Origin of the sequence: Anaeromyxobacter sp. PSR-1, assembly GCF_000964525.1 — a bacterium.
Lineage (GTDB): Bacteria > Myxococcota > Myxococcia > Myxococcales > Anaeromyxobacteraceae > Anaeromyxobacter.
On sequence record NZ_BAZG01000033.1, the window covers coordinates 1 to 23,456 of the forward strand.

A 23,456-nucleotide genomic window follows, 5' to 3' on the forward strand; every position below is an offset into this window, starting at 1 on the left:
AGCGCCGCGCCGCCGGTGAGCGTCGCCTCGAGGCCGGCCTCGACCGCCTGCCAGGGCCCGCCGTCCACGCTGCGCAGCACGGTCCCGCGCAGCCCGAACGCGAGCAGCGCGCGCCCGTCGCTCGCCAGGCCGAACAGGCTGCCGCCGTACGGGATGGGCACCGCCCGGAAGCGCCCGGCGGCGCGGTCGAGCCGCAGGAGCAGGCCCTGCTCGCCGGCGAGGTAGAGCGCGCCGCGCGCCTCGAGGAGCGCGTGCAGGTGGAGCGCGCGCGGGTTGTCGAGCCGGTCGAGCCAAGGCGTCCAGCTCCGTCCGCCGTCGCCGGTGGCGAGCGCGAGGCCGAACGCGCCCACCGCGAAGCCCTCGCGGCCGGCGGCGTCCATCCACACGTCGAGGAGCGGCTGGTCCGGGCCGCGCGCCGCCAGGTCGCGCGCCTGGGCGAGCGCGGCCGGCGCGACGCGCCCGGCGCCTCCCTGCGCCCACCGGTCCAGCAGCTGCGCCAGGCCGCGCCCGTCGAGCCGCCGCTCCCAGCGCGCGCCGCCGTCGTCGGTCGCGAGCACCACGCCGCCGTGGCCCACCGCCCACCCGAGCCGCGGCGAGGCGAAGCGCACCGCGGTGAGGTCCTCGCTCACCGGCACCGCCGCCTGCGTCCAGCGCGCGCCGCCGTCGTCGGAGTAGACCGCCAGCCCGCGCTCGCCCACCGCCACCAGGCGCGCGCCCGCGCGCGCCACCGAGAGCAGCGGCCGCCGCGCCGCGAGCGCGCTCGGGCCCGCGGGCAGGTCGAGCGGGTCCACGAACCCCGCCGCGCCGGCGGGGGCCGCCGCGAGGAGCAGGCCCAGCGCCGCGACGTGGGCCCGGCCGCGCATCAGCGCAGGCCCGATCCCGCGAGCGCGTCCGCCGACCACTCGGCGTCGCCCGGGCAGGCGCCGGTGCGGATCCAGCCGTCCTTGCCGGGCCAGCTGTTGATGCCGTAGCCGCCGGTGGCGAGGTCGTAGTGCAGGAACGCGTCGGCCCACATGGCCGGCACGTCGTAGCTCGGCGCCATGAACGCGATCCCCACGCGCCAGAGCTGCCCGCGGGCGTCGTACTGGTCGCTGGTCAGGATCGCCCAGGTGTCCTCGTCGAGGTAGAAGACGCGCCGCGAGTAGACGTGGCGCTTGCCGGGCTTGAGCCGCGCGTCCACCACCCACACCCGGTGCAGCTCCCAGCGGAACAGCTCCGGGTTCACGAAGTGCTTGCGGAACAGCTCCTCCGGCCGCGCCTGGTAGGCGGCCCGGTACACGTTGTACGGGACGTAGATCTCCTTCTTCCCGACCAGCGTGAAGTCGAAGCGGTCCATGGCGCCGTTGAACAGCAGCGCGTCGTCGAAGGTCTGCGCGCCGGAGGTGGCGGCGTTGGGGGTGTCGTAGGCGAGGTCGGGCGCGAGCCGCACCCGGCGCTGGCCGGGCAGGTACTGCCAGGAGCGGCGGCCGCGCTCCAGGTAGTCGATCGGGTCCACCAGGATGAAGCCCTCGCCGGCGCGGCGCGCGGGCGCCTCGTACTGGATGCGGAACCGGAAGTACACGTTGGGTGACTGCGTCTGCTCGGCCCAGTACGGGTAGTCCTCGATCACGCGCGCGGTGCTGGCGTGCGTGAGCCGGCCCGACGCCTCCATGCGGTAGGCGGAGATCCGCTTGTGGAGGCAGAGCCCGTTGAACCGCACCAGGTGGTTCCACATCGCCTCGTTGCCGGTCTTCGGGATGGGGAACGGGTAGGCCGCGCGGACGCCGGCGACCGAGAGGCCGCCGTGGGTCGTGTGGGCCGAGGTGGCGGCGCGCACGGTCTGCTCGGTGACGAACGCCGGGAACGCGGCGGTGCGGTGGGTGGGGTAGACGTCCATCCGGAAGCCCGGGTAGCGCGCCAGGAGCGCCTTCGCGCCCTCGGAGAGCCGGTCGGCGTGGCGGGCGGCGCTCGCGGCGTCGATGGAGAAGCGCGGGCGCTCCGCCGCGAAGGGATCCGGGCGGCTGCCGCTGCCCGCGACGAAGCCGGGCGGCGGCGTGGTGAGGCCGCCGGTGTACGGCGGGATGGCGCCGTCCGCGCTGCCCGCCCGCTCCGCGCCGAGCGCGGTGAGCGCCGTCCCGAGCTGCCGGGCCTCCTCCGGCGAGAGCGCCGGGGTGGCCGCGGGGAGCACCGCCGCCAGCAGCGCCGCGCACACCCGTTCACGCAAGGTCATGGCATCCTCCTAGAACGTGGTCTTCGCGGTGAGCGTCACGTTCCCGCGGCTCTTCAGGAGCGCGGGCAGCCCGTTCGCCGTGTTGATGGTGGCGCCGCCGTTCGTCTTGCCGAACCAGTCGGCGTAGCGCAGCTCCACGCGGTAGCGGCTCCGCAGGTCGAGGCCGGCGCCGGCGGTCCAGCTCCCGGAGGCCTGGTTCCCGCCCTGGCCCACCGGCGAGTTGCCGCGGACCGTCCACGAGACCGTCACCGGCACGTACAGGTCGGCGCCCGAGGCCACGCGGTACCAGGTGGGCGTGAGGCTCGCGCCCAGGCCCAGGTGGCCGCGGGTGGCGCAGCCGTCGTCGCGGGTGCGGGCGAGGCCGTTCTGGACCAGCACCGGATCCGGCCGGCACACGCCGTAGCCCTCGCCGTAGAACAGGTCCTCGTTGTCGGTGACGGTCAGCCGGCGGCTGAAGGTGAGCTCGAGCGCCCACGCGGCGCTCGAGAAGGCCCGGCCGCCGGGCACGACGCCCAGCAGGTTGACGAGCCCGTGCAGCGTGTCCCCGCGGGCCTGGTAGGAGCTGCCGATCTTGCGCGGCAGGCCGTGCGGGAACATCGCCCCCTCGAGCGGCGGCGCCGGGGCGACCGCGAACGCCGGGGACTGCGCCACGAGCGGCATGCGGTGGCGCCACGAGACCTCCGCGCCCACGCTCACCCCGAGCACCTGCTTCGCGAGGCTCGCGCCCACGAGGTCCACGTCGGCGCCGTAGTACTGCTGGTAGCGGAACGGCGACGGGAGCTCGGGGCTGAGCGGCCCCTGCGCGCCCGGGTTCCGGGTGAGCAGCACCGCGGCGAACTTGTCGGTGAAGCGCCGGTAGTAGAGCCCGAGCGTGCCGTCGAGCCAGGACGGCGCCCAGCGCAGCGCCACCCCGGCGTCGCCCGCCTGCCGCGGCCAGTTCACGCCGCCGTTCACCATGTACGCGCCGTTGCGGTACAGGCCGTCCGGCCCGTCGTAGGTCGCGTCGGAGGCGCCGAGGAACGTGCCGCCCTCCGGGTAGAGGAACGGCTGCCACTCCAGGAACACCTGCGCGGCGAGCGAGAGCGTGGGGGCGAGCTGGGCCTGCGCGGAGACGCTGGCGAGCGGCCGGAACAGCTCCTTCGGCTCGGCCCCGGGGTTCGCGAACGCCTTCTGCAGATCGAGCGGCATCTGCGCGTAGGCCACCGAGTGCGTGAGCCCCGCCTGCATGAGCGACTCGCCCCAGTAGACGGTGTGCCGGCCCGCCTTCACCGACACCGGGACGCCGCCGGCGCGGAGCTGCGCGAACGCGAACGCGTCGAGCAGCTCGCCCCACGGGCCGTGGTAGCGGCGGCGCACCACCTCGGTGAACTCGTCGTCCAGGTACGAGCCGGGGATCCCCTGCGCCACCACCCGCGGGCTGCGCGTCGCGCGCTCGTGCGCGTAGGCCTGGTCGTACCAGCCGGCCGCGCTGGCGCGGACGCCGAGGCGGCGCCGCCAGGAGGCGTCGAGCTCGGCGAGCACGTCGAGCCGGTTGGTGGTGAGGTCGCCCTGCGAGACGCTGTTCTCGCCCGCGGTGAAGGCGGCGTTGTCGCCGAGCCGGCGGCTCACGGCGTCCGTGCGCAGGCCGAGGTTGTAGCGGAGCGTGGTGTCGAGGCGGAGCTCGAGGTCGGGGACCCCGAGGTCCAGGTCCGTCGCGGTCGCGCGGGCGGGCGGGCCGAGCAGCGCGAGCGCGGCGGCGACGAGGCTCCAGCACGGCGAACGGACGGCGCCCAGGGCGACGAGCCGACGAGCCATGGTGATCTCCCCCCTGGGCGAGCACCGTAGCGCTCGCTCCGCTCGGGGGAATTGATCCGGCGTAGACGGCGCGTGCAATCCGGTGCGCCAATCGGACGCGCGGCACGGTGGCGCGCGGCGCTCCGCCGGAGGGGGCGACCCGGCGGGCGCGCGGAGGGCCCTGCGCCCGAACCGGCGCTTACGGCCCATTCGCTCCGCGTATGCCCCGGCCTCGTGCCCATGTCGGGCTCGATCGCGGCCCGGGCGCCGCCTTACAAGGCACGGGAACCCGCAGTGCTCGAGAGGAACCGCCATGGCGACCACGAAGCCCATGCCCCAGGGACCGCGCACGCTCACGCCGAGCCTGGTGCTGCGCGACTGCGCGAAGGCGATCGAGTTCTACAAGAAGGCGCTCGGCGCCCAGGAGCTGCGGCGCATGCCCTCGCCGGACGGGAAGCAGATCTGGCACGCCGAGCTCCGGATCGGCGACTCGGTCTTCTACCTGAACGACGAGATGCCCGGGATGGGCGCGGCGGCGCCGACCGCGGAGCACCCCGCGCCCACCACCTTCTGGATCCGGGCCGAGGACTGCGACGCCGCCCACCGCCGCGCCACCCAGGCCGGCGCGAGGTCCACGATGGAGCCGGCCGACATGTTCTGGGGCGACCGCTGCGCCGGCATCACCGATCCGTTCGGCTACTCCTGGTCCTTCGCCACGCACGTGAAGGACATGACCGACGAGGAGATGCGGCGCGCCGGCGCCGAGTTCGCGCGCCAGTGGGAGCAGCAGCACCCGGGCGCGTGACCGGGCGCGACGCCGGGGGTGCGGAGGGCCGGGCAGGGGCGAGCGCGCCCCGCCGGCCCTCTCGCCGTCTCCGGCCCGCGGCACCCGCGCAGCGCATCCCGCGGCGCGCGGGCAGGTTTTCGGGTAGATTCCCGCGCCTTCCCCCATCCCGAGAGAACGCGCGAAATGCCCCCGTACGTCATGTCGATGCTCCGCGTGAGCAAGATCGTCCCGCCCAAGCGGCAGATCATCAAGGACATCTCGCTCTCGTTCTTCCACGGCGCCAAGATCGGCCTGCTCGGCCTGAACGGCGCCGGCAAGTCCACCGTGCTCCGGATCATGGCCGGCGTGGACGAGGAGTACGAGGGCGAGGTCACCCGCCAGGCCGGCATCCGCATCGGCTACCTCCCGCAGGAGCCGAAGCTGGACGGCGAGCGCACCGTCCGCGAGGAGGTCGAGTCGGCGCAGGGCGAGGTGGCGGACGCGCAGAAGCGGCTGGAGGAGGTCTACGCCGCCTACGGCGAGCCGGACGCCGACATGGAGAAGCTCGCCGAGGAGCAGGCGCGCCTCGAGGCCATCATCGCGAACGCGGGCGCCGACACCGGCAACGCGCTCGAGATCGCGGCCGACGCGCTGCGGCTGCCGCCCTGGGACGCGGTCATCAAGCACCTCTCCGGCGGCGAGAAGCGCCGGGTGGCGCTCTGCAAGCTGCTGCTCTCGAAGCCCGACATGCTGCTGCTCGACGAGCCCACCAACCACCTCGACGCCGAGTCGGTCGAGTGGCTGGAGCAGTTCCTCACCCGGTTCCCGGGCACGGTGGTGGCGGTGACGCACGACCGCTACTTCCTCGACAACGCCGCCGAGTGGATCCTGGAGCTGGACCGCGGCCGCGGGATCCCGTGGAAGGGCAACTACTCGAGCTGGCTCGACCAGAAGGAGCAGCGGCTCGAGGTCGAGGCGAAGCAGGAGAGCGCGCGCATCAAGGCGATGAAGCAGGAGCTGGAGTGGGTGCGCCAGAACCCGAAGGCGCGGCAGGCGAAGAGCAAGGCGCGCCTCTCGCGCTTCGAGGAGATGTCCACCGTCGAGTACCAGAAGCGGAACGAGACGCAGGAGATCTTCATCCCGGTGGCCGAGCGCCTCGGGCAGAAGGTGATCGAGTTCAAGGACGTCTCGAAGGGCTTCGGCGACCGGCTGCTGATGGACAAGCTTTCGTTCATCGTCCCGCCGGGCGCCATCGTCGGCATCATCGGCCCGAACGGCGCGGGCAAGTCCACGCTGTTCAAGATGATCACCGGCGCGGAGCAGCCGGACTCGGGCGCGGTGGAGCTCGGCCCCTCCGTGAAGCTCGCGTTCGTGGACCAGAGCCGCGAGAACCTGTCCTCGGACAAGACCGTCTTCGAGGAGATCTCCGGCGGCCGCGACCAGCTCCAGGTGGGCAAGTTCGAGATGCCCAGCCGCGCCTACATCGGGCGCTTCAACTTCAAGGGCGCCGACCAGCAGAAGGTGGTGGGCACGCTCTCCGGCGGCGAGCGCGGCCGGCTCCACCTCGCCAAGACGCTCATGACCGGGGCGAACGTGCTGCTGCTCGACGAGCCGTCGAACGACCTCGACGTCGAGACGCTCCGGGCGCTCGAGGACGCGCTGCTCGAGTACGCCGGCTGCGTGTTCGTCATCTCGCACGACCGCTGGTTCCTCGACCGCATCGCCACGCACATCCTGGCGGCCGAGGGCGACTCCCAGTGGACGTTCTTCACCGGGAACTACCAGGAGTACGAGGCCGACAAGCGGCGCCGGCTGGGCGAGGAGGGCGCGAAGCCGAAGCGCCTCCGGTACAAGCCGATCGCGCGGTGACGGCCCCGGGCCACCCGCTCATGGTTCGACGGGCTCACCATGAGCGGGCTTCCGTCCCGCTCACCACGAGCGGGCTTCCGTCCCGCTCACCACGAGCGGGCTTCCGTCCCGCTCACCACGAGCGGGCTTCCGTCCGGCTCACCATGAGCGGGCTTCCGCCCCGCTCACCCCGAGCCTGTCGAGGGGCGAGCGGGTGCGAAGTCCGGAGCTACCGCTCCTTGCGGTAGAGCCGCATCGCGATCGGCGCGACCGCGACCACGATCACGAGCGACGCCAGCAGCGTCCAGCTCACGTCGGCCCCGGCCGGCCGCCCGTGCATCAGGTCGCGCGACGCGTTTGCGAGGTGCGTCACCGGGTTGTGCCGGACGACGCCCTGGAGCCAGCCCGGCATCGTGCCCAGGCCCACGAAGATGTCGCTCGCGAACGTGAGCGGCATCAGGAACACGAAGCTCGTGGTCATGACCGACTCGGGCGTGCGCACCAGCATGCCCACCACGATCCAGAGCCAGGACAGCGCGAAGCTGAACACCAGCACCAGCGCGACCGCCGCGAGGACGCCGGCCGCCCCGCCCTGCGGCCGGAAGCCGAGGATGAACCCCACCACCAGGATCACCGCGGCGGCCACCGAGTAGCGGAACACGTCCCCCGCCAGCGCGCCCAGCAGCGGCGCCGGCTGCCACATGGGCAGCGAGCGGAACCGGTCGTACAGGCCCTTGCGGATGTCCGAGTTGAGCCCCACGCCCGTGTAGACGGTGATGAACAGGACCGTCTGCACCAGCACGCCCGGGACCAGGTACTGCACGTACTGCCGCGGCGAGCCGGCGAGCGCGCCGCCGAAGATGAACGTGAACAGCAGCGTGAACATGATCGGCGTGACGGTCACGTCGAAGAGCTGGAAGGGGACGTGCTTGATCTTCAGCATCGCCCGCCAGGCCAGCGTCAGCACCGCCGACGCGGCCGAGGCCGGGCGCGGCCGCGCGCGGATCGCGAGCGCCTCGTGGACCGCGTTCATCGGCTCGCCTCCTCGCCGTCCGCGCCCACCACCGCCTCGACCGGCCGGCCGGTGAGCGCCAGGAACACCTCGTCCAGGCTCGGGTTGCCGACCGTCACCTCGGCGACCTCGATGCCGCCCTCGCTCAGCGCCGTGAGCACCGCGCCCGCCTGCGCCGCCCCCTCGAGCCGCGCCGCGACCTCCGCCGGCTCCGACCCCGGCATGACGCCGTCGCCCAGCACCCGGGTGATCACCTGCTGGGCGGCGAGGCGCTGGCCCGCGTCGGCCAGGCGCAGCCGCAGCGCGTTCGCGCCCACCGACGCCTTCAGCTCGCGGCTCGTGCCCTCCGCGATGACGCGGCCGTGATCGACGACCGCCATGCGCTCCGCCAGCCGGTCGGCCTCGTCGAGGTACTGGGTGGTGAGGAGCACCGTGGTGCCCGCGGCCGCGATGCGGCGGACGAGCTCCCACACCTGCGTGCGGCTGCGCGGGTCGAGGCCGGTGGTGGGCTCGTCGAGGAACAGGATCTCCGGGACGGTCACGAGGCTCGCGGCGATGTCGATGCGCCGCCGCTCGCCGCCGGAGTAGGTCTGCACCTGCCTGCCCGCCGCCTCGTCGAGCCCGAACGCCTCGAGCAGCTCCGTGGCGCGGCGCCGCGCGTCGCGCCAGGAGAGGCCCAGCAGGCGGCCCACCAGCACCAGGTTCTCCTGACCGGAGAGGTCCTCGTCCACCGAGGCGAACTGGCCGGTCAGGCTCACCTTGCTGCGGACCGCGGCGGGCTCCCGGGCGGCGTCGTGGCCGAGCACGATGGCGCGGCCGGCGGTCGGCCGGAGCAGGGTGGCGAGGATGCGGATGGTCGTCGTCTTGCCCGCGCCGTTCGGGCCCAGCAGCCCGTAGACGGAGCCGCGCCGGATGGCGAGGTCCACGCCGTTCAGCGCGTGCGTCGCGCCGAAGTGCTTCACCAACCCGTCGGTCTCGATCGCGTTCGTGGTCATCGTGGGCTGCGGCCCGGGTCCCGACCCGCACGCGCGGGCACTCCGCCCGGGGAGCAGGTAGCCCGTAGGTATAGACGGGCACACCCGCGCGCCGCCACGCCGATGCGCCAGGCGCGCGGCATCGGCGCGTTCACCCCATCCGGACGGTGCCGACCCGGCGCGGTCGCCCTACCCGTGTGAACCAGATCGTCCCCGTATCCTCCGGTCCCGCTCCCGCGTCCTCGTCCGAAGGCGCAGATCGCGCCGGCGGCGCCGGCGCGCAACAGGAGGAGTCACCGCATGTCGAAGCTTCGCGTGAACGCATTCTCGATCTCCATCGACGGCTACGGCGCCGGCCCGGACCAGTCGCTGGAGAACCCGCTCGGCGTCGGCGGGATGGCGCTGCACAGGTGGGTCCTCGACACCCGCACCTTCCAGCGGATGCACGGGGATGGCGCCGGGACGCCCGGCGCCGAGGCCGGCCGGCGGGGCGTGGACGACGACCTCGCCGCGCGCAGCTTCGAGAACGTCGGCGCCTGGATCCTCGGGCGCAACATGTTCGCCCCGTCGCGCGGCCCCTGGCCCGACGACGGCTGGAAGGGCTGGTGGGGCGAGAACCCCGTGTACCACGTGCCGGTGTTCGTGCTGACGCACCACGCGCGCCCGCCGCTCGAGATGCAGGGCGGGACCACCTTCCACTTCGTCACCGACGGCATCCACGCCGCGCTCGAGCGGGCGAAGGAGGCCGCCCGCGGCAAGGACGTCCGCCTCGGTGGCGGGGTCGCGACCGTCCGCCAGTACCTCGCCGCCCGGCTCGTGGATGAGCTGCACCTCGCCATCTCGCCGGTGCTGCTGGGGCGGGGCGAGCACCTGCTCGCCGGCATCGACACGGCCGCGCTCGGGTACCGCTGCACCGAGCACGTCGCCTCGGAGCACGCGCTGCACGTGGTGCTGACCAGGTAGGTCGGCGTAGGACGCTCGACCCGTGGGCCGAGCCGTCTACGCGCCCGGCGGGAAGACGGCGGAGAGGCGGCGGCGAAGCTCGTCGCGGACCTCGCGGAAGGCCTGGAGCCGCTCCGCCTCGGTGCTCCCGGCGCCGGCCGGATCCGGCAGGCCCCAGTGGATCCGCCGCGCCCGGCCGAGGAAGACCGGGCAGACCTCCTCGGCGCAGAGCGTGATGACCGTGTCCACGTCTCCGGCCGGCACGTCGTCCACGCGCTTCGAGCGCTGCCCGCGGATGTCGAGGCCGATCTCGTCCAGCGCGCGGACGGCGAGCGGGTTGAGGCTCGACGGCGCGGAGCCCGCGGAGGAGATCTTCACCGTCGCCGGCGCGAGCGAGCGCGCGATCCCCTCGGCCATCTGGCTGCGCGCCGAGTTCGCGACGCAGAGGAAGAGCACGTGCCGCGGGCGGGCGCGGTGCAGCGCCTCCGCGTCGGCCTCCCAGCCGCCGCTCACCGCGCCCGCCCGGCGGTCGGCCGCTCGACCGTCACCGCGCAGTTCGCGACCTTCGCGATCTCGCCGGTCTCGCCGGGGAACCACCGATCGCGCAGCCGGAGCGCGACGTTCACGAGACCGATGAGTACCGGGACCTCGACCAGGGGGCCGATCACCGCGGCGAAGGCGGCGCCGTGCGCCATGCCGAAGGTGGCGACCGCGACGGCGATGGCGAGCTCGAAGTTGTTCGAGGCGGCGGTGAACGAGAGCGTGGCGGTCTGCCCGTAGGTCGCGCCCACCTTCCGGCTCATCCAGAAGGACACGAAGAACATGAGCAGGAAGTAGACGAGCAGCGGGACGGCGATCCGCACCACGTCGAGCGGCACCTGCACGATGGTCTCGCCCTTCAGCGAGAACATCACCACGATGGTGAAGAGCAGGGCGACGAGCGTGATGGGCGAGATGCGCGGGATGAAGACCCTGCGGTACCACTCCTCGCCCTTCAGCGCCCGCAGCCCGAAGCGGCTCGCCATCCCGGCGATGAACGGGATGCCGAGGTAGACGAAGACGCTCCGGGCGATCTCGCCGATGGTGATGTGCACCTCGGCGCCGCGCACGCCGAGCCAGCCGGGCAGCACCGTGATGAAGATCCAGGCGTAGACCGAGAAGAACAGCACCTGGAAGATCGAGTTGAACGCGACCAGGCCGGCGCAGTACTCGGTGTCGCCCTTCGCGAGGTCGTTCCACACGATCACCATCGCGATGCAGCGCGCGAGGCCGATGAGGATGAGCCCGACCATGTACTCCGGGCGATCGCGGAGGAAGATCACCGCGAGGGCGAACATCAGGATCGGGCCGACGATCCAGTTCTGCACCAGCGAGAGCGCCAGCACCTTGCCGTTCCGGAAGACCCGGGGGAGCTCCTCGTAGCGGACCTTCGCGAGCGGCGGGTACATCATCAGGATGAGCCCGATCGCGATCGGGATGGAGGTCGTCCCCACCGACATCCGGTCGAGCATCGGCACGACGCCGGGAACGAGGAACCCGAGCGCCACGCCCGCGCCCATGGCGAGGAAGATCCAGAGCGTCAGGTAGCGGTCGAGGAAGGAGAGGTGGCGGGCGACGCCGGCGCGGGCCGGGGCGGCGAGGTTCGCTTCGGACATGATCTAGAGGCTCCCGACGAGCGCCCTGAGGCGGCGGAGGGTGCGAGGCTCGACGCAGTAGCTGACCCGCGGGCCGTCGATCTCGCCGCGGATCAGCCCCGCCTCCTTGAGGACCTTGAGGTGCTGCGACACGGTCGACTGGGCGAGCGGCAGCTCGTCCACGATGTCGCCGCAGATGCACGCGTCGCGGCGGACGAGCAGGCGGAGGATCTGGACGCGGGCGGGATGACCCACCGCCTTGGCGAGGAGCGCCAGCTCCTCGTCCGCGTCGGCGCCCTCGACCGGGCGGCGGTCGGGTTCGGCATTTGGCGGTCCGCAGGCCGGGACCCGCTTGAGGGAAGGTGCCATCGAGCGTCGATCTACGATGAAGCGGGGCGCGAGACAAGGACCGGCGGGGCGCGCGGGGCGAGCGCCACCGAGACGTCACACGGCGGATCGGTTCACGCACGGCGGCGGGACACGACCAGCTGGACCGGCGGACCCTCGTCGCGCACGGCGTCCACGCACGCGAAGAAGCTCATGACGCACGGGACCCGGAGCCGGTAGAAGACCTGCAGGCCCTGCCGGCGATCCTCGAGGAGCCCGGCGCGGCGCATGAGCGACAGGTGCTTCGACACGGTGGACAGGTCGGAGCCGACCAGCTTCTGCAGGTCGCAGACGCAGCGCTCGCCCTCCGCGAGCGTCTCCAGGATGAGGAGACGGCTCGGGTGCGCCATCGCCTTCAGCACCTGGGTCCGCGCCTTCCGCACGCTGCTCGGCCGGGTCATTGCTTGGCAATATCGTCAAGCAGTTGCGGCCGGTCAAGCCGGGGTGCGGCGCGGGGCCGCAGCGGCGCGTCGAACGACTACTTGGCGGATTGACCAAGCAGTCCTCCGGTGGCATGGTCCGCCCGTTCGCGGCGCGTGGCGCCGCGCGAGGAGGCGTCACGATGCACGGGACGAGGAAGCGCGCGACGGGACCGCTGCTCCTGGCGCTCGCGGTGGCGCTCGCCGGCGGCGCCGGCTGCGGCGAGAAGGCCTCGGCCTCGGGAGAGGCCCGCAGCGGCGGCGCGGCCGCGCCGGCGGCGCGCGCGATCCCCAGGCTCGTCGACCTCGGCGCGGGCAAGTGCATCCCCTGCAAGGCGATGGCGCCCATCCTCGAGCAGCTCCGCGCCGACTACGCGGGCCGGATGGAGGTCACGTTCATCGACGTGTGGCAGGCGCCGGAGCAGGCCACGGCGCACCGCATCCAGATGATCCCGACCCAGATCTTCTACGGCGCCGACGGGCGCGAGCTCGCGCGCCACGAGGGCTTCATGTCGCGCGAGGAGATCCTCGCGCAGTGGAAGGCCCTCGGCGTGGAGCTCTAGGTGACCGGGCTCCTCACGCGCTTCGGCGAGGCGTTCGCGGCGAGCGGGTCCGTCGCGCTCGCGGCCGCGTTCGCGTGGGGTGTGCTCTCCGTCGCGCTGAGCCCCTGCCACCTCTCGAGCGTCCCGCTGGTCGTCGCCTACATGAGCGGCGGCGCCGAGCTGCCGGAGGGCCGGCGCGCGCTCTGGCTGTCGTCCGCGTTCGCCGCGGGGATCCTCGCCAGCATCGCCCTCGTCGGCGCCGTCACCGCCGCGGCGGGCCGGATGCTCGGGGACGTCGGGCGGGCCGGAACGTGGGGGGTCGCCGTCGTGTTCTTCGCCGTCGGCCTGAATCTCCTGGGCGTCCTGCCGCTGCCCGCGTTCGGCTCGACGCCGGCGCGGGCGGCTCGCCGGGGCGCGACCGGCGCGCTCCTGCTCGGCCTCGTCTTCGGGGTCGCGCTCGGCCCGTGCACGTTCGCGTTCATGGCGCCGCTCCTCGGCATCGCGTTCCGCGCGAGCGGGACGGGTCGGGTGGCGTACGGCGTGCTGCTCGTCGCGCTGTACGGCCTCGGCCACGCCGCGGCCATCGCCCTGGCGGGCAGCTCGATCCAGTCGGTGAACCGCTGGCTGGGGTGGAGGCGCGGCGCGCGCGCGGTCGCGGTGGTGAAGGCGGCGGCGGGCGTGGTGGTGATGCTCGGCGGCGCGTACTTCGTCTGGACCTCGATGTGAGGGAGCAGGAGCTTCGATGGGACTTCCCGTGATCGACCCACCCGACGCCAGCCCGGCGTGCTGCGCGGCGCCCGCCGCGGCGGCGACGGCCGCCACGCCGGTCCGTTCCCCGGCGAGGCTCGCCGCCCTCGTGGCGGCGGCCTTCGGGGCTTGGCTCGCGGCGTACCGGCTGAACGGGCCGCTGTGGACGTGGCTGGTCGGCGACGCCGCCGGGCTCGACCTCGGCTCGCACGCGGGGGGCGCGCTGCACTTCTTCCTCTACGACTCGGTCAAGATCTTCCTGCTGCTGACCGGCCTGATGTTCGTCATCGGGATGCTCCGCGCCAGCCTCGACCTCGACAGGGCGCGCAGCTATCTCGAGGGCAGGGGCCTGTTCGTCGGGCTGGTGCTGGCGGTCGTCCTGGGCGTCGTCACCCCGTTCTGCTCGTGCAGCTCGATCCCGCTGTTCATCGGGTTCGTCGCCGCCGGGATCCCGCTCTCGATCACGCTCACCTTCCTGGTCGCGTCGCCGCTGGTGAGCGAGATCGCGGCGATCATGATCGCCGACCAGTTCGGCTGGCGGATCGCCGCGGCGTACGTGGTCGCCGGGTCCGTGATCTCGATGGCGATCGGGTTCGTCCTCTCCCGCTTCCGCCTCGAGCGATGGGTCGAGGAGGCGGTCTTCGCGACGAAGATCGGGCAGCTGCGCGCGGGAGGGCACGTCCCGACGTGGCCCGAGCGCGTGGACGCGGCCGTGGCGGAGGCGAAGGACATCCTCGCCCGCGTCTGGAGGTGGGTGCTGCTCGGCGTCGGCATCGGCGCCGCGATCCACGGGTGGGTGCCCGCGGACTTCTTCGCGGCGTACGCCGGCCCGGACAACCCGTTCGCCGTCGCGATCGTCACGCTCCTCGGCGTGCCGCTCTACGTCAACGGCGCCGGGGTCGTCCCGATCGCGGAGGCCCTGTGGGCGAAGGGCATGTCGCTGGGGACCGTGATGGCCTTCATCATGAGCGCCATCGCGCTCTCGATCCCCGAGGGCATCATGCTGCGCCGCGTCCTCAAGCCGCCGCTCCTCGCCATCTTCTTCGGGTCGGTGACCGTCGGGATCATGATCGTCGGGTACCTGTTCAACGCCATCTCCGGCTGACGCGGCCCTCGCGCCGCACGAGAGGAAGGGACGAGATGAAGATCCAGGTGCTGGGGACCGGCTGCGCGAAGTGCAAGGAGCTCACCGCCAACGCGCAGAAGGCGGTGCGGGAGCTCGACATGGACGCGACGGTCGAGAAGGTGGAGGACCTCCGGGAGATCATGAAGTTCAATGTGCTCTCCACGCCCGCGCTGGTGGTGGACGGGACGGTGAGGTCCACCGGGCGCGTGCTGAGCCCGGCGGCGATCAAGGACCTGCTGCGGGCCTGAGCCGCCCGGGGGCGCGCGACCTCCAGGCACACCCGTTCGACTTGCCATGAGCGACGCGACCCTCGCTCCCGATTGAGGAGCCAGGCGCGGCGCCGTCTGATCCCCTCGAGCGCGCACGTCCGCGCGCGGGCCGGCAGCTCCCTGCGGTCACGCCGGCCGGGGAAGGACGGCCATGAGGACCACGAGACGATGCGGCGGGTTCGCCGCGCTGCTCTCGGCGCTCGCCTGCATGCCTCTCCTGGGAAGCGCTGCGGAGCCGAGCCCGGACGAGCTAACGGGGGCGCTCGAGCGACGCGGATTCATCGTGACGCCGGGGGCCGTGGAGGTGTGGAACCGGGGCGAGGCCTGGTGCAGGTACGACCCCACCATCGATCACGCCTGGTACAACAACAACGCCCCGTACCTCGTGCTGAAGGTGCCGAGGGCGGCGGGAGCTCCCGAGCTGGTGCAGGACTTCAAGCTCCGGCCCGACGAGGCCGTCGTGCTGGTCGGGACGACGCCTCCGCCGGAGCGGTACTTCGCGTTCTACTCGTGGATCGCGAACAAGGTCTACCCGGACGGCGAGCGGCTGCTCGGGCTCATGATCGCCCCGGCCGACCCGGTCAACAACCTGTCCATCAAGACCGAGGGTCCGCCCGGCGATCCCTTCGGCAAGCGCGTCGCGCTGGTCTTCACGCCGGACCGCGGGACGTATCGAGGCATCCTCGAGGCGCTCGGCGAGGCCGGCTACGCGACCGACCGCGTCAACGAGGTCCCGTTCCCGGCGGCGATGCTGAGCCTCGGGCACGGCGACGACGGCGACGAGTTCAGGATCCAGCTGCGCAACGCGATGTGGGAAGCGGGCTACGAGAAGGCAGGGGCGGCGTACATCGCCGACGCGCCGCTCCGGATGTTCCGGGCGACCCCGCGCGTCCCGACCGACGAGGGCCGCCTCGAGCCGTACCCCGTGCCCGCCCTGCGCATCCGCGGGACCGGCCAGACCGAGCTGAACCTCTGGAACGAGCTGGGCGTCCTCCGTCAGCGCATCATCGACGCGCACCCGGGGATGGTCGCCACGGACATCGACGTCACCATGCCCGTCGGCTACGAGGGCATCGACCACATGCAGCGCAGGGTGCCCGTGGGCGGGGACGCGCGCGACGCGCTCTGCCTGCAGGCCGGGTACCTGCCCGAGTTCCTCTCGTGGGATCGGCGGATCACGCTCGGTGACGGCGACTTCCTGATGGTCTTCGGCGCCAACCACGCCGCGACCGGCAAGACGTCGTACATGAGCGTCAACGTCTACACGGGCGACGCGGAGGACGGGAAGCTGTCGATCGGCACGGTGGACGACCGCGCGCTCACCGGCACCGCCGCGCGCTTCCTGCCCGCCGGCGACCCGGCCGCGGACCTCATGTACGCGTACAAGATCTCGCGGAGCTGCGGACGCGAGGCGAACTGCCTGCAGGTGCCGCCGGACGAGCTCCTCAGGAAGTGCAAGCGCCTCTCCGTGGGTCCCGACACGGTGCTGGGGATCCTCTTCCGCAACTACCTCGAGCCCGCGACGAAGAGCGGGGCCGCCATGCAGGAGGTCCTCTACGACCGCGTGATCAAGTTCTCGCCGAAGGCGCCGGCGCCGCCCTGAGGCATCGAACGGCGACCGCGGGAGATCGCGAGCGCGGCGTGGCCCTCCGCACGCCGGCGGATGCGCTATAACGGCGCCTTCCGCCCGGAGGGTCCGCGCCGATGAACGTCCTCGTCCTCAACTGCGGCACCGCCGCGACGAAGTTCGCGGTCGTCCACGCGTCCGACGGCCACGTGCACATCGCCGGGCGGATCGAGCCGCTCGCGAACGCGCAGTCGGCGCTCGAGTTCGAGCACGAGGGGCGCGCGGAGCGGCGGACGGTCGCGGGCGAGGGGATCGACGCGGCCCTGCGCGCCGCCCACGAGCTCCTCCGCGAGACCGGCCTGGTGGACGGGCTGATGGGCGTCGGCCACCGCGTGGTGCACGGCGGCGCGAAGTTCTCCGGGTCGATCCTGATCACCCCGGAGGTGATCGCGAAGATCAAGGAGTGCATCCCGCTCGGCCCGCTGCACAACCCGTCGAACGTGCGCGGCATCGAGGTGGCGCAGCGGCTCTTCCCCGAGCTGCCCCAGGTCGCGGTCTTCGACACCGCCTTCCACCAGACCATGCCGCCGCGGTCGTACCTGTACGCGGTCCCGTACTCGTGGTTCGTCGAGCACGAGGTCCGGCGCTACGGGTTCCACGGCACCAGCCACCGGTACGTGTCGCAGCTGGCGGTGAAGCAGCTGGGCCTCGACCCGGAGGATCACGCCATCGTGACCGCGCACCTCGGCAAGGGGTGCTCGCTCGCGGCGGTGCGGAACGGGAAGAGCGTGGACACGACCATGGGCCTCACGCCGCTCGGCGGCGTGGTCATGGACACGCGCAGCGGCAACATCGACCCGTCGATCATCGCGCACATGAAGAGGCAGCTGAAGTGCAGCATGGAGGAGGTGATGGAGAAGCTGAACGAGCGCTCGGGCCTGCTCGGCATCTCCGGCCTCTCGAAGGACATGCTCACCCTGGAGCGGGCGGCGCAGGAGGGCAACGAGCGCGCCCGGCTCGCGATCGAGAAGTTCTGCTACTCGGTGTCGAAGGCGGCCGCCGGGATGTTCGTCTCGCTCGGCCGCGTGGACGCGCTCGTGTTCACGGGGGGCATCGGCGAGAACCAGGCCCAGGTGCGCGCGCAGATCGTGAAGCTGCTCTCGTTCGCGGGCTTCGCGCTCGATCCGCGTGCGAACGAGTCCCACGGCCGCGGGCTCGGCGGCCGGATCACGCGCACCACGAGCCCCATGGCGGCCGTGATCCCCACGAACGAGGAGTTCATGATCGCCCGGGACACCGCCGAGATCGTCGCGCACGACGCGTCGATCGCTGCGCGCTGGGACAGCGCCGGCTCGCTGCGCGCCGTCCGGTGACGCGCCGGCCGCGGGTGCCCCGAGCTCCCTCGAGGCCGCGTCGCTGGGCGAGCGAGGGCTACCCGAGGTGACCCTTGCGGACGCGCGCCGGGCCCGGGTACGAGAGCGGCTTCCAGAGGAGGCCGACATGGACCGATTCACCGGCGGCTGCCTGTGCGGGGATCTTCGATTCGTGGCGACGGGCCGACCGTACCGGGTCGGCATCTGCCACTGTCTCGACTGCCGCAAGAACCACGGCGCGCTGTTCCACGCGTCCGCCATCTTCCCCGCCGAGGCGGTGACGATCACCGGCGAGTCGCGCACGTTCGCCGGGAGGTCCTTCTGTCCGCGGTGCGGCTCGCCCGTGTTCGGGATCTTCGACGACGAGGTCGGGGTGAACCTGGGCTGCCTGGATGCGCCCGACCAGCTGACGCCGACCTACGAGCTCTGGACCATCCGCCGCGAGTCCTGGCTGCCGCCGTTCCCGCAGACCCGGCGCTACGAGCGCAACCGGGAGTCGACGGGTCGATCCGAGGAGTAGGGTCAGCGCGGCTCGCGCGAGACGAGGATGACCATCGGGTCCGACGGATCGTCGCCGATCGACGCCTCCGGGCCGACGTCCCGGATCGCCCACACGAGCAGGAGGTCCCCTCCGGCGGCCGCGAGGAGCATCGCACCGAAGAGCGTGACGAGGTAGGACCGGGCGGCGACGCCGGCGACGAGGGGCGCCAGCCCGAGCACCACCCCCGGCACGAGGGCGACGAACCGGAACGCGCGCGCCTTCAGCGCGCGTGCGCACCCGACGCCGGCGACGCCGCGCCGGAGCTGGACGCCAAGACGGAGATCGGAGGCCCGCGCTCCGGCGATCACGAACGCGAGCGCGTGGAGGAGCTCGTGCGCTGCGAGCCCGGCGATGACCGCTCCGGTCAGCGGGAGACCCGGCCGATGCGAGGGCGCGCCCGACGAGGCTCGCACCGCGAGGGCGATCAGCCAGCCAGCCACGCCCAGCGCGAGCGACATCGCGACCACGGCGGGAAACGAGACCCTGCGCCGCTCGGGCGGCGTCCCGTCGTGAGGCGTGGCGCGCTCGGGTTGCTCTCGCGTCGACGTGCGGCCTCCCTTGGTCTCCAGAATCCGCATTCACGGCACCGAAGGCGTGCGCGTCCTGGCGCCCTCGTTCACCGAGTCGATGGCGGCGAGCAGCGCAGGGATCGGAGCGTCGTCGCCGATGCTGCGGCCGTGATGCGAGAAGGCGATCCGCCCGGCGGGATCGAGCACGAACCCCGCCGGCAGCTGCGTCTCCCGGCCCTCGAACCGGCCGTGGCGCTTGCCGGCCATCATCGCGCGCACCAGCGCGAGCAGCGAGCCGGGCGCGAGATACCCCGTCACGCTCGCCTCGACCGCGAACGCGTCGTACAGGCGCGCGGTCGGATCCGCGACCGCCGCGAACCCTGGCTTCCACTCCGCCATCGCCGCCCGGAGGTGCTCCGGCGTGGACTGGAACACCATCCAGACCCCGCACGAGCGAGCACGGAACTCGGGCATCGCGCTCGAGAGCTGCGCGACCCGGAGCTGGCAGACCGGACAGCCCGCGTAGCGCGTGAACAGCACCACCGCCGGCGTGCCGGGCCTCGTGCACTCGAGCCGGCCTCCATCGACGTCTTCCAGCGCGACGTCGGGCGCGCGATCGCCGACACGTAGCCTCATCCGGCGCTCCTGACCGGTACCCGTCACGCGCCCACGATACCAACCTCGGACGACCCCGGGACGCGATGCTTCCCGCAACGGACCGCAGCCTATCTGGCTGCGCCGGTGCGCCCGTCGGGCCTGGGCCTGTCGTCGCGGGGCCGGGCCAGCTTCACCTTCTCCGAGGAGGGAACCGCATCCAGGCAGGCTCGACCCGCGGCCTTGACCTGGTCCTCGGTCGGCTCCGCCCTGGTGGCCGCGAGCTTGCCCGCGAAGCACTCGCACATCGTCGCCGTGATCTGGAGCGCACGCCGCCGGATGGTCTCGGCATGGAACCAGCTCTCCATGCACTGACCGTACGCCGCCAGCCAGGTGGATCGGTTCTTCGCAGCCGGGGGAACGTAGTCCCTGGGGTCGGCGCGCCCACCGGTGTTGATGGTCGACACGAACCGCTCGCACTGTGCCTCGGAGCGGAAGAAGAGGTGCACGCCGCCGTCTCCGCAATCGACGGCGAACCCGACCAGCGCCTCGGGGCCGTTCCGGAGCACCGTGCAGGCACCTCCGCGGCCCTGGCTCGCCTGCATCCACCCGGCGCTCACGTGGGCGAGGACGTCATCCAGGCTGTCCTCGGCCTGCTGGCACCCGCCGTAGCGCGTGTCGGACACCTGCCTGGCGTACCAGTAGGCGCTCGCGTCCGCGTCCTTCGGCATGCCGAGCAGGAACAGCGCGGTCGCCAGGGCAACGGTCTTCGGTCGGGCCGTCGACATCGGCCGAGGCTAGCGCATCTGGAGACACGGTGCTCGAGGACGAGCAGCCGCCTCGCGCCCGAGGGCAGGCAACTCGCCGCACCTTGCAGCGCGCGCAGCATGGTGAATACGGTGAGCGCGCGGTCTGGGCGACGGCCCCGCGCATCCCTCCTCGAAGGAGCTCTTCCAATGGACATCCCGCGGATCTTCAACGTCTCCGAGAGCGCGCACCGCATCCACGATCCGTTCACGCCCGAGAAGCTCGCCACGCTCGGCGCGGCGCTGCGACTGGAGCCGGAGACGCGCGTGCTCGACCTCGGCAGCGGCTCGGGCGAGCTGCTGTGCACCTGGGCGCGCGATCACGGGATCCGCGGCACCGGCGTCGACCTGAGCCAGCTGTTCACCGAGCAGGCGAGGCGCCGCGCCGCCGAGCTGGGCGTCGCCGATCGGGTCGAGTTCGTCCACGGAGACGCGGCCGGCTACGTCGCCAGCGAGAAGGCAGGGGTGGCGGCCTGTGTGGGCGCCACCTGGATCGGCGGGGGCGTCGCGGGCACCATCGCGCTGCTGGCCAGGAGCCTCCGCGCGGGAGGGATCCTCCTCGTGGGCGAGCCGTACTGGCTGAAGCTGCCGCCGTCCGAGGAGGTCGCCCAGGGATGCCACGCCGCCTCGATCTCGGACTTCCTCCTGCTTCGAGACCTGCTCGCGTCCTTTGGCAAGCTCCGCTGGGACGTCGTGGAGATGGTGCTCGCGGACCCGGACAGCTGGGACCGGTACGAGGCCGCCAGGTGGCTCACCATGCGTCGCTGGCTCGAGGCGAACCCCGACGACGACTTCGCGAAGGAGGTCCGCGCCGAGCTGACCGCGGCGCCCGAGCGCTACGCCACGTTCACCCGCGAGTACCTGGGCTGGGGTGTGTTCGCGCTGATGGCGCGGTGACGCCGGCAACGTGGTCCCCGGTCCGCACGATCCGTTAAGATGGCGACATGAAGAAGCTCATCGGGCGCCGCGTGCCTGCCCTGGTCGTCGGAGCGGCAGGGGTCCTGGCCCTGGCCGCTGCGGCGGGCCCCTGCACCGTGGAGAACGGGGACCACCCGCTGGTGCGGGCGTACCTGAGCGCCGAGCCCGTGACGCCGGTCTGGAATCCCGACATCTCGCCGCCCGAGCCCATGTGGATCCAGAAGGTCGAGTTGCCCGGCGGGTTCGTGACGGTGTCTGCACGATGCTGCGTCGGCCAGGGATTCGTTGCGCGCTTCTCCGACGAGTCCTCGCCGCGCACGATGTTCACGCCGGGCGACTACGTCTATCCGAGCGAGCTGCGCGTCGCGCTCCGCGAGCGCGTCGTGTACGGGCGCGCGAGCGGGCTGGCGGGCGGGATCACGAAGGTGACCAAAATCTTCGCCTACGACCTGGACCGGCGGCGCCTCGTCGAGTCCGTGGACGTCGACCCGGGACTTCTCCCGCCAGTCCGGGAGCCCGCATCACCCCGGCCGGGCCGATAGGACGCCACGGGGCCCATCCGCTCGTCGCCGTTTCCGACTGCCGTCTGCTCACCGCGCCCTCGCCGTGGAAGGCGCCCGGGAGAGCCCGCCGGCCCCGTCCCTACCTCACGAACACGTCGTTCACGTAGTCGTGCGCCGCGAGCGCGCCCTCGGGGAGCGCGCCCTTCTCGACGCGCGCGGCGACCTCGGCGCGCTCGAGGTCGAACATGGCGTCGAGCAGGCCGGCGCGGTCCTCGGGGCGGGCGGCGCCGATCACGAACAGCGCGCGGGCGAGGTGGGCCCTTGCAGCGCGTCGGAAGCTGCACGGGACGCGTTCCCAATGCTGTGGGTTTGGTGAAATTCGCCGCAGGCCCGCGCGAGCCCAGCGGCTCACGCAGCGCCGTCCTCTGTTACAGCTGCGGGCGGCACCATGTCGCGTGCGCTCGCGACGGTACATGTGTCCGTGCCCGTGGGATATTTGGTCCATGCGCGCCGCGCTCATCCGCGTCGGAGTAGACCAGGCTTACGGACGTTGGAACGCGCCAGTCGACCCGGAAACCGGAGACTTCGTCTACGTTCCGATTCCGGAAGGCCCGAAGGCTCCGGTGCAGCAAGCTCTAGCCACCACGTACGATGCCGTAGAACCTGAGCTCCGAGCCTTCGCCACCCGCAGTAAGGCCGTCGGCTCACAAGCTTGCTCGCTCCCGTCCGACTTGAGAGGAGCCGTGACGCATCTCGACCCCGATTTCCGGCACCTGACCTACGGGGACAACGGAGAGCGGCGGGGGAAGGGGATCACCGATTTCGGACCCGGTGACGTGCTCGCGTTCTACGCGGGACTTCGGCCGATCCGACGCTGCGAGCACCGCCTCATCTACGCGCTCATCGGCCTGTATCGTGTCGCAGAGGTGGTCAGGGTGGCTTCGGTGCCGCGCGAGCGGTGGTCGGAGAACGCTCACCTTCGACGCCAGCATCACCGCGCTACTGACGTCATCGTCCGCGCAGCGCCGGGCTCGAGCGGACGCCTGCGCTGGTGCTTACCGATCGGTGAGTTTCGCAACGGTGCTTACCGCGTGCGAATGGACCTACTCAATCGCTGGGGCGGGTTGTCGTGTCGGGACGGATTCATTCAACGAAGCGCGGTGCCGCCAATGTTTCTGCATCCAGAACGCTTCATGGCGTGGTTCGAGCAGGTGCACCTGGGACTGATCGCAGCGAACTGAGGCGAGGGGAGACATGCCGCCGACGCTCTGGGTGTACAAGCTCGTGCACGATTCCGGCGCCGCGCCACACGTAATGGACGGCTTGCTGTCCCTTGCGATCTGCAAGCCGATGATCCGGAACCGCGCCGAAGTGGGCGACTGGATCTTCGGCTTCGGAGGAAGATCGCGCCCGGTGATCAGGGGAGAGCGCTTCATCTACGCAGCGCGCGTAACGGGCAAACTCGCGCGTCCCGGTGAGTACTACGACCGGCCGGAGTTCCGGCGACGGTGGGACTGCGTGTATGAGCGTCGAAACGGAAGACTTCTTTCACGGCCAGGTGCCGTGTTCCATCCAGACAACACGTGCTCAGGCCGGGATGTCGGCGAGGGGCCGACGTATGCGAAAGCGATCGTCCTCCTGAGCAACAAGTTTCGGTATCTCGGCGCACGAGGAACCACGGACTACCTGGATCGCTGGCCAGACCTCGGCACTTTTGTGCACGAACTGGGGATCGGCCAGCGACAGGTCGAGGCCGAATCGCGCACAGGCCGCATGCTCATGGAGATGCAACAGCGCCTTTGGAAGACCTGCGACTTCGTCGGCGAACCAACGGAGCCTTCAGAACCGCCGCCGTGGAGCTCAGGGCCGGATGGCGATGACGATGACCCGATCGATCCCACTCGTCCGAATCGTTCTGGGGCTAGCGGCTGCCCCCCGTCACCGCCGCCCAAGCCGCGGCGGTGCTGAATAGGAAGGCGAGTCATCCAGCTGCCCCG

Annotated in this window: 27 protein-coding genes; 14 read left to right on the forward strand and 13 right to left on the reverse strand. The window is 72.1% G+C overall.

Annotation, left to right across the window (positions count from 1 at the left end):
* The 3 genes from PSR1_RS07745 to PSR1_RS07755 all read right to left on the reverse strand — a co-directional run.
* Positions 1 to 863 (reverse strand): YCF48-related protein (locus tag PSR1_RS07745; RefSeq protein WP_059437070.1); only part of this gene is annotated, 863 nt, incomplete at its 3' end.
* Complete coding sequence (locus PSR1_RS07750; RefSeq protein ID WP_059437039.1) at positions 863 to 2,209, reverse strand: DUF1329 domain-containing protein; 1,347 nt, start codon at positions 2,207 to 2,209, stop codon at positions 863 to 865. The genes PSR1_RS07750 and PSR1_RS07745, both read right to left, overlap by 1 nt.
* A gap of 9 nt (positions 2,210 to 2,218) precedes the next feature.
* Positions 2,219 to 4,003: a DUF1302 domain-containing protein gene (locus PSR1_RS07755; RefSeq protein ID WP_059437040.1), complete on the reverse strand. Its 1,785-nt coding sequence runs from the start codon at positions 4,001 to 4,003 to the stop codon at positions 2,219 to 2,221.
* 292 nt (positions 4,004 to 4,295) lie between these two features.
* On the opposite strand from PSR1_RS07755, the gene PSR1_RS07760 reads away from it, so the two are divergent.
* Positions 4,296 to 4,787, forward strand: coding sequence for a VOC family protein (locus PSR1_RS07760; RefSeq protein WP_059437041.1), 492 nt, complete (start codon positions 4,296 to 4,298; stop codon positions 4,785 to 4,787).
* A 165-nt stretch (positions 4,788 to 4,952) separates the two neighbouring features.
* Positions 4,953 to 6,617, forward strand: coding sequence for an energy-dependent translational throttle protein EttA (ettA, locus tag PSR1_RS07765; RefSeq protein ID WP_059437042.1), 1,665 nt, complete (start codon positions 4,953 to 4,955; stop codon positions 6,615 to 6,617).
* A 208-nt stretch (positions 6,618 to 6,825) separates the two neighbouring features.
* Here ettA and PSR1_RS07770 read toward each other — a convergent pair whose 3' ends face one another.
* Together PSR1_RS07770 and PSR1_RS07775 are read right to left on the reverse strand one after the other, a co-directional pair.
* Complete coding sequence (locus PSR1_RS07770) at positions 6,826 to 7,629, reverse strand: ABC transporter permease (protein ID WP_059437043.1); 804 nt, start codon at positions 7,627 to 7,629, stop codon at positions 6,826 to 6,828.
* Positions 7,626 to 8,603 carry an ATP-binding cassette domain-containing protein gene (locus PSR1_RS07775; protein WP_059437044.1) on the reverse strand — a complete coding sequence of 326 codons (978 nt, stop codon included), beginning with the start codon at positions 8,601 to 8,603 and terminating at the stop codon, positions 7,626 to 7,628. The genes PSR1_RS07770 and PSR1_RS07775 overlap by 4 nt, the downstream gene beginning before the upstream one ends.
* A 279-nt stretch (positions 8,604 to 8,882) precedes the next feature.
* Between PSR1_RS07775 and PSR1_RS07780 the strand changes: the two genes are divergently transcribed.
* Complete coding sequence (locus PSR1_RS07780) at positions 8,883 to 9,545, forward strand: dihydrofolate reductase family protein (RefSeq protein WP_059437045.1); 663 nt, start codon at positions 8,883 to 8,885, stop codon at positions 9,543 to 9,545.
* A 36-nt stretch (positions 9,546 to 9,581) separates the two neighbouring features.
* On the opposite strand, the gene PSR1_RS07785 is transcribed toward PSR1_RS07780, so the two are convergent.
* The 4 genes from PSR1_RS07785 to PSR1_RS07800 all read right to left on the reverse strand — a co-directional run bounded on the left by PSR1_RS07785 (position 9,582) and on the right by PSR1_RS07800 (position 11,946).
* Positions 9,582 to 10,037: an arsenate reductase ArsC gene (locus tag PSR1_RS07785; protein WP_059437046.1), complete on the reverse strand. Its 456-nt coding sequence runs from the start codon at positions 10,035 to 10,037 to the stop codon at positions 9,582 to 9,584.
* The gene (gene arsB, locus PSR1_RS07790) at positions 10,034 to 11,179 is read right to left on the reverse strand and encodes an ACR3 family arsenite efflux transporter (protein WP_059437047.1); all 1,146 of its coding nucleotides are present in this window, start codon (positions 11,177 to 11,179) and stop codon (positions 10,034 to 10,036) included. The genes PSR1_RS07785 and arsB overlap by 4 nt, the downstream gene beginning before the upstream one ends.
* Positions 11,180 to 11,182: 3 nt before the next feature.
* Positions 11,183 to 11,527, reverse strand: coding sequence for a helix-turn-helix transcriptional regulator (locus tag PSR1_RS07795; RefSeq protein WP_059437048.1), 345 nt, complete (start codon positions 11,525 to 11,527; stop codon positions 11,183 to 11,185).
* A 92-nt stretch (positions 11,528 to 11,619) separates the two neighbouring features.
* A complete protein-coding gene (locus PSR1_RS07800; protein ID WP_059437049.1) occupies positions 11,620 to 11,946 on the reverse strand; it encodes a metalloregulator ArsR/SmtB family transcription factor in 327 nt (108 codons plus the stop codon).
* A gap of 161 nt (positions 11,947 to 12,107) precedes the next feature.
* Here PSR1_RS07800 and PSR1_RS07805 point away from each other — a divergent pair, with 161 nt between their 5' ends.
* From PSR1_RS07805 to PSR1_RS07835, 7 genes are all read left to right on the forward strand, one after another.
* Positions 12,108 to 12,527 (forward strand): co-chaperone YbbN, encoded by a 420-nt coding sequence (locus PSR1_RS07805; protein WP_059437050.1) that lies wholly within the window; start codon positions 12,108 to 12,110, stop codon positions 12,525 to 12,527.
* Positions 12,528 to 13,232: a cytochrome c biogenesis CcdA family protein gene (locus PSR1_RS07810; RefSeq protein WP_059437051.1), complete on the forward strand. Its 705-nt coding sequence runs from the start codon at positions 12,528 to 12,530 to the stop codon at positions 13,230 to 13,232.
* 16 nt (positions 13,233 to 13,248) lie between these two features.
* On the forward strand, positions 13,249 to 14,358 hold the full coding sequence (locus tag PSR1_RS07815; RefSeq protein WP_059437052.1) for a permease: 1,110 nt from the start codon (positions 13,249 to 13,251) through the stop codon (positions 14,356 to 14,358).
* Positions 14,359 to 14,393: 35 nt separating this feature from the next.
* Complete coding sequence (locus PSR1_RS07820) at positions 14,394 to 14,627, forward strand: thioredoxin family protein (RefSeq protein WP_059437053.1); 234 nt, start codon at positions 14,394 to 14,396, stop codon at positions 14,625 to 14,627.
* A 172-nt stretch (positions 14,628 to 14,799) separates the two neighbouring features.
* Positions 14,800 to 16,251: a hypothetical protein gene (locus PSR1_RS07825; protein WP_059437054.1), complete on the forward strand. Its 1,452-nt coding sequence runs from the start codon at positions 14,800 to 14,802 to the stop codon at positions 16,249 to 16,251.
* A gap of 101 nt (positions 16,252 to 16,352) precedes the next feature.
* On the forward strand, positions 16,353 to 17,588 hold the full coding sequence (locus tag PSR1_RS07830; protein ID WP_059437055.1) for an acetate/propionate family kinase: 1,236 nt from the start codon (positions 16,353 to 16,355) through the stop codon (positions 17,586 to 17,588).
* 127 nt (positions 17,589 to 17,715) lie between these two features.
* Positions 17,716 to 18,108, forward strand: coding sequence for a GFA family protein (locus tag PSR1_RS07835; RefSeq protein ID WP_059437056.1), 393 nt, complete (start codon positions 17,716 to 17,718; stop codon positions 18,106 to 18,108).
* A gap of 2 nt (positions 18,109 to 18,110) precedes the next feature.
* Here PSR1_RS07835 and PSR1_RS07840 read toward each other — a convergent pair whose 3' ends face one another.
* From PSR1_RS07840 to PSR1_RS07850, 3 genes are all read right to left on the reverse strand, one after another.
* Positions 18,111 to 18,587: a DUF3267 domain-containing protein gene (locus tag PSR1_RS07840; RefSeq protein ID WP_059437057.1), complete on the reverse strand. Its 477-nt coding sequence runs from the start codon at positions 18,585 to 18,587 to the stop codon at positions 18,111 to 18,113.
* Between the two features lie 120 nt (positions 18,588 to 18,707).
* On the reverse strand, positions 18,708 to 19,301 hold the full coding sequence (locus PSR1_RS07845; RefSeq protein ID WP_237757867.1) for a peroxiredoxin-like family protein: 594 nt from the start codon (positions 19,299 to 19,301) through the stop codon (positions 18,708 to 18,710).
* Positions 19,302 to 19,363: 62 nt separating this feature from the next.
* Positions 19,364 to 20,020 (reverse strand): hypothetical protein, encoded by a 657-nt coding sequence (locus PSR1_RS07850; protein ID WP_059437059.1) that lies wholly within the window; start codon positions 20,018 to 20,020, stop codon positions 19,364 to 19,366.
* 168 nt (positions 20,021 to 20,188) lie between these two features.
* Between PSR1_RS07850 and PSR1_RS07855 the strand changes: the two genes are divergently transcribed.
* Positions 20,189 to 20,935, forward strand: coding sequence for a cyclopropane-fatty-acyl-phospholipid synthase family protein (locus PSR1_RS07855; RefSeq protein ID WP_059437060.1), 747 nt, complete (start codon positions 20,189 to 20,191; stop codon positions 20,933 to 20,935).
* 47 nt (positions 20,936 to 20,982) lie between these two features.
* Positions 20,983 to 21,498 carry a hypothetical protein gene (locus PSR1_RS07860; protein ID WP_059437061.1) on the forward strand — a complete coding sequence of 172 codons (516 nt, stop codon included), beginning with the start codon at positions 20,983 to 20,985 and terminating at the stop codon, positions 21,496 to 21,498.
* A gap of 100 nt (positions 21,499 to 21,598) precedes the next feature.
* Here the strand turns inward: PSR1_RS07860 and PSR1_RS24075 are convergent, their stop codons facing one another.
* Entirely contained in the window at positions 21,599 to 21,754 is a 156-nt protein-coding gene (locus tag PSR1_RS24075; RefSeq protein WP_160309018.1) for a hypothetical protein, read from the reverse strand.
* A 208-nt stretch (positions 21,755 to 21,962) separates the two neighbouring features.
* On the opposite strand from PSR1_RS24075, the gene PSR1_RS07865 reads away from it, so the two are divergent.
* Positions 21,963 to 22,700, forward strand: a complete 738-nt coding sequence (locus PSR1_RS07865; RefSeq protein WP_152643328.1) for a hypothetical protein — start codon at positions 21,963 to 21,965, stop codon at positions 22,698 to 22,700.
* Between the two features lie 13 nt (positions 22,701 to 22,713).
* The gene (locus PSR1_RS23785; RefSeq protein ID WP_152643329.1) at positions 22,714 to 23,427 is read left to right on the forward strand and encodes a hypothetical protein; all 714 of its coding nucleotides are present in this window, start codon (positions 22,714 to 22,716) and stop codon (positions 23,425 to 23,427) included.
* The last annotated feature ends 29 nt before the right edge of the window (positions 23,428 to 23,456 follow it).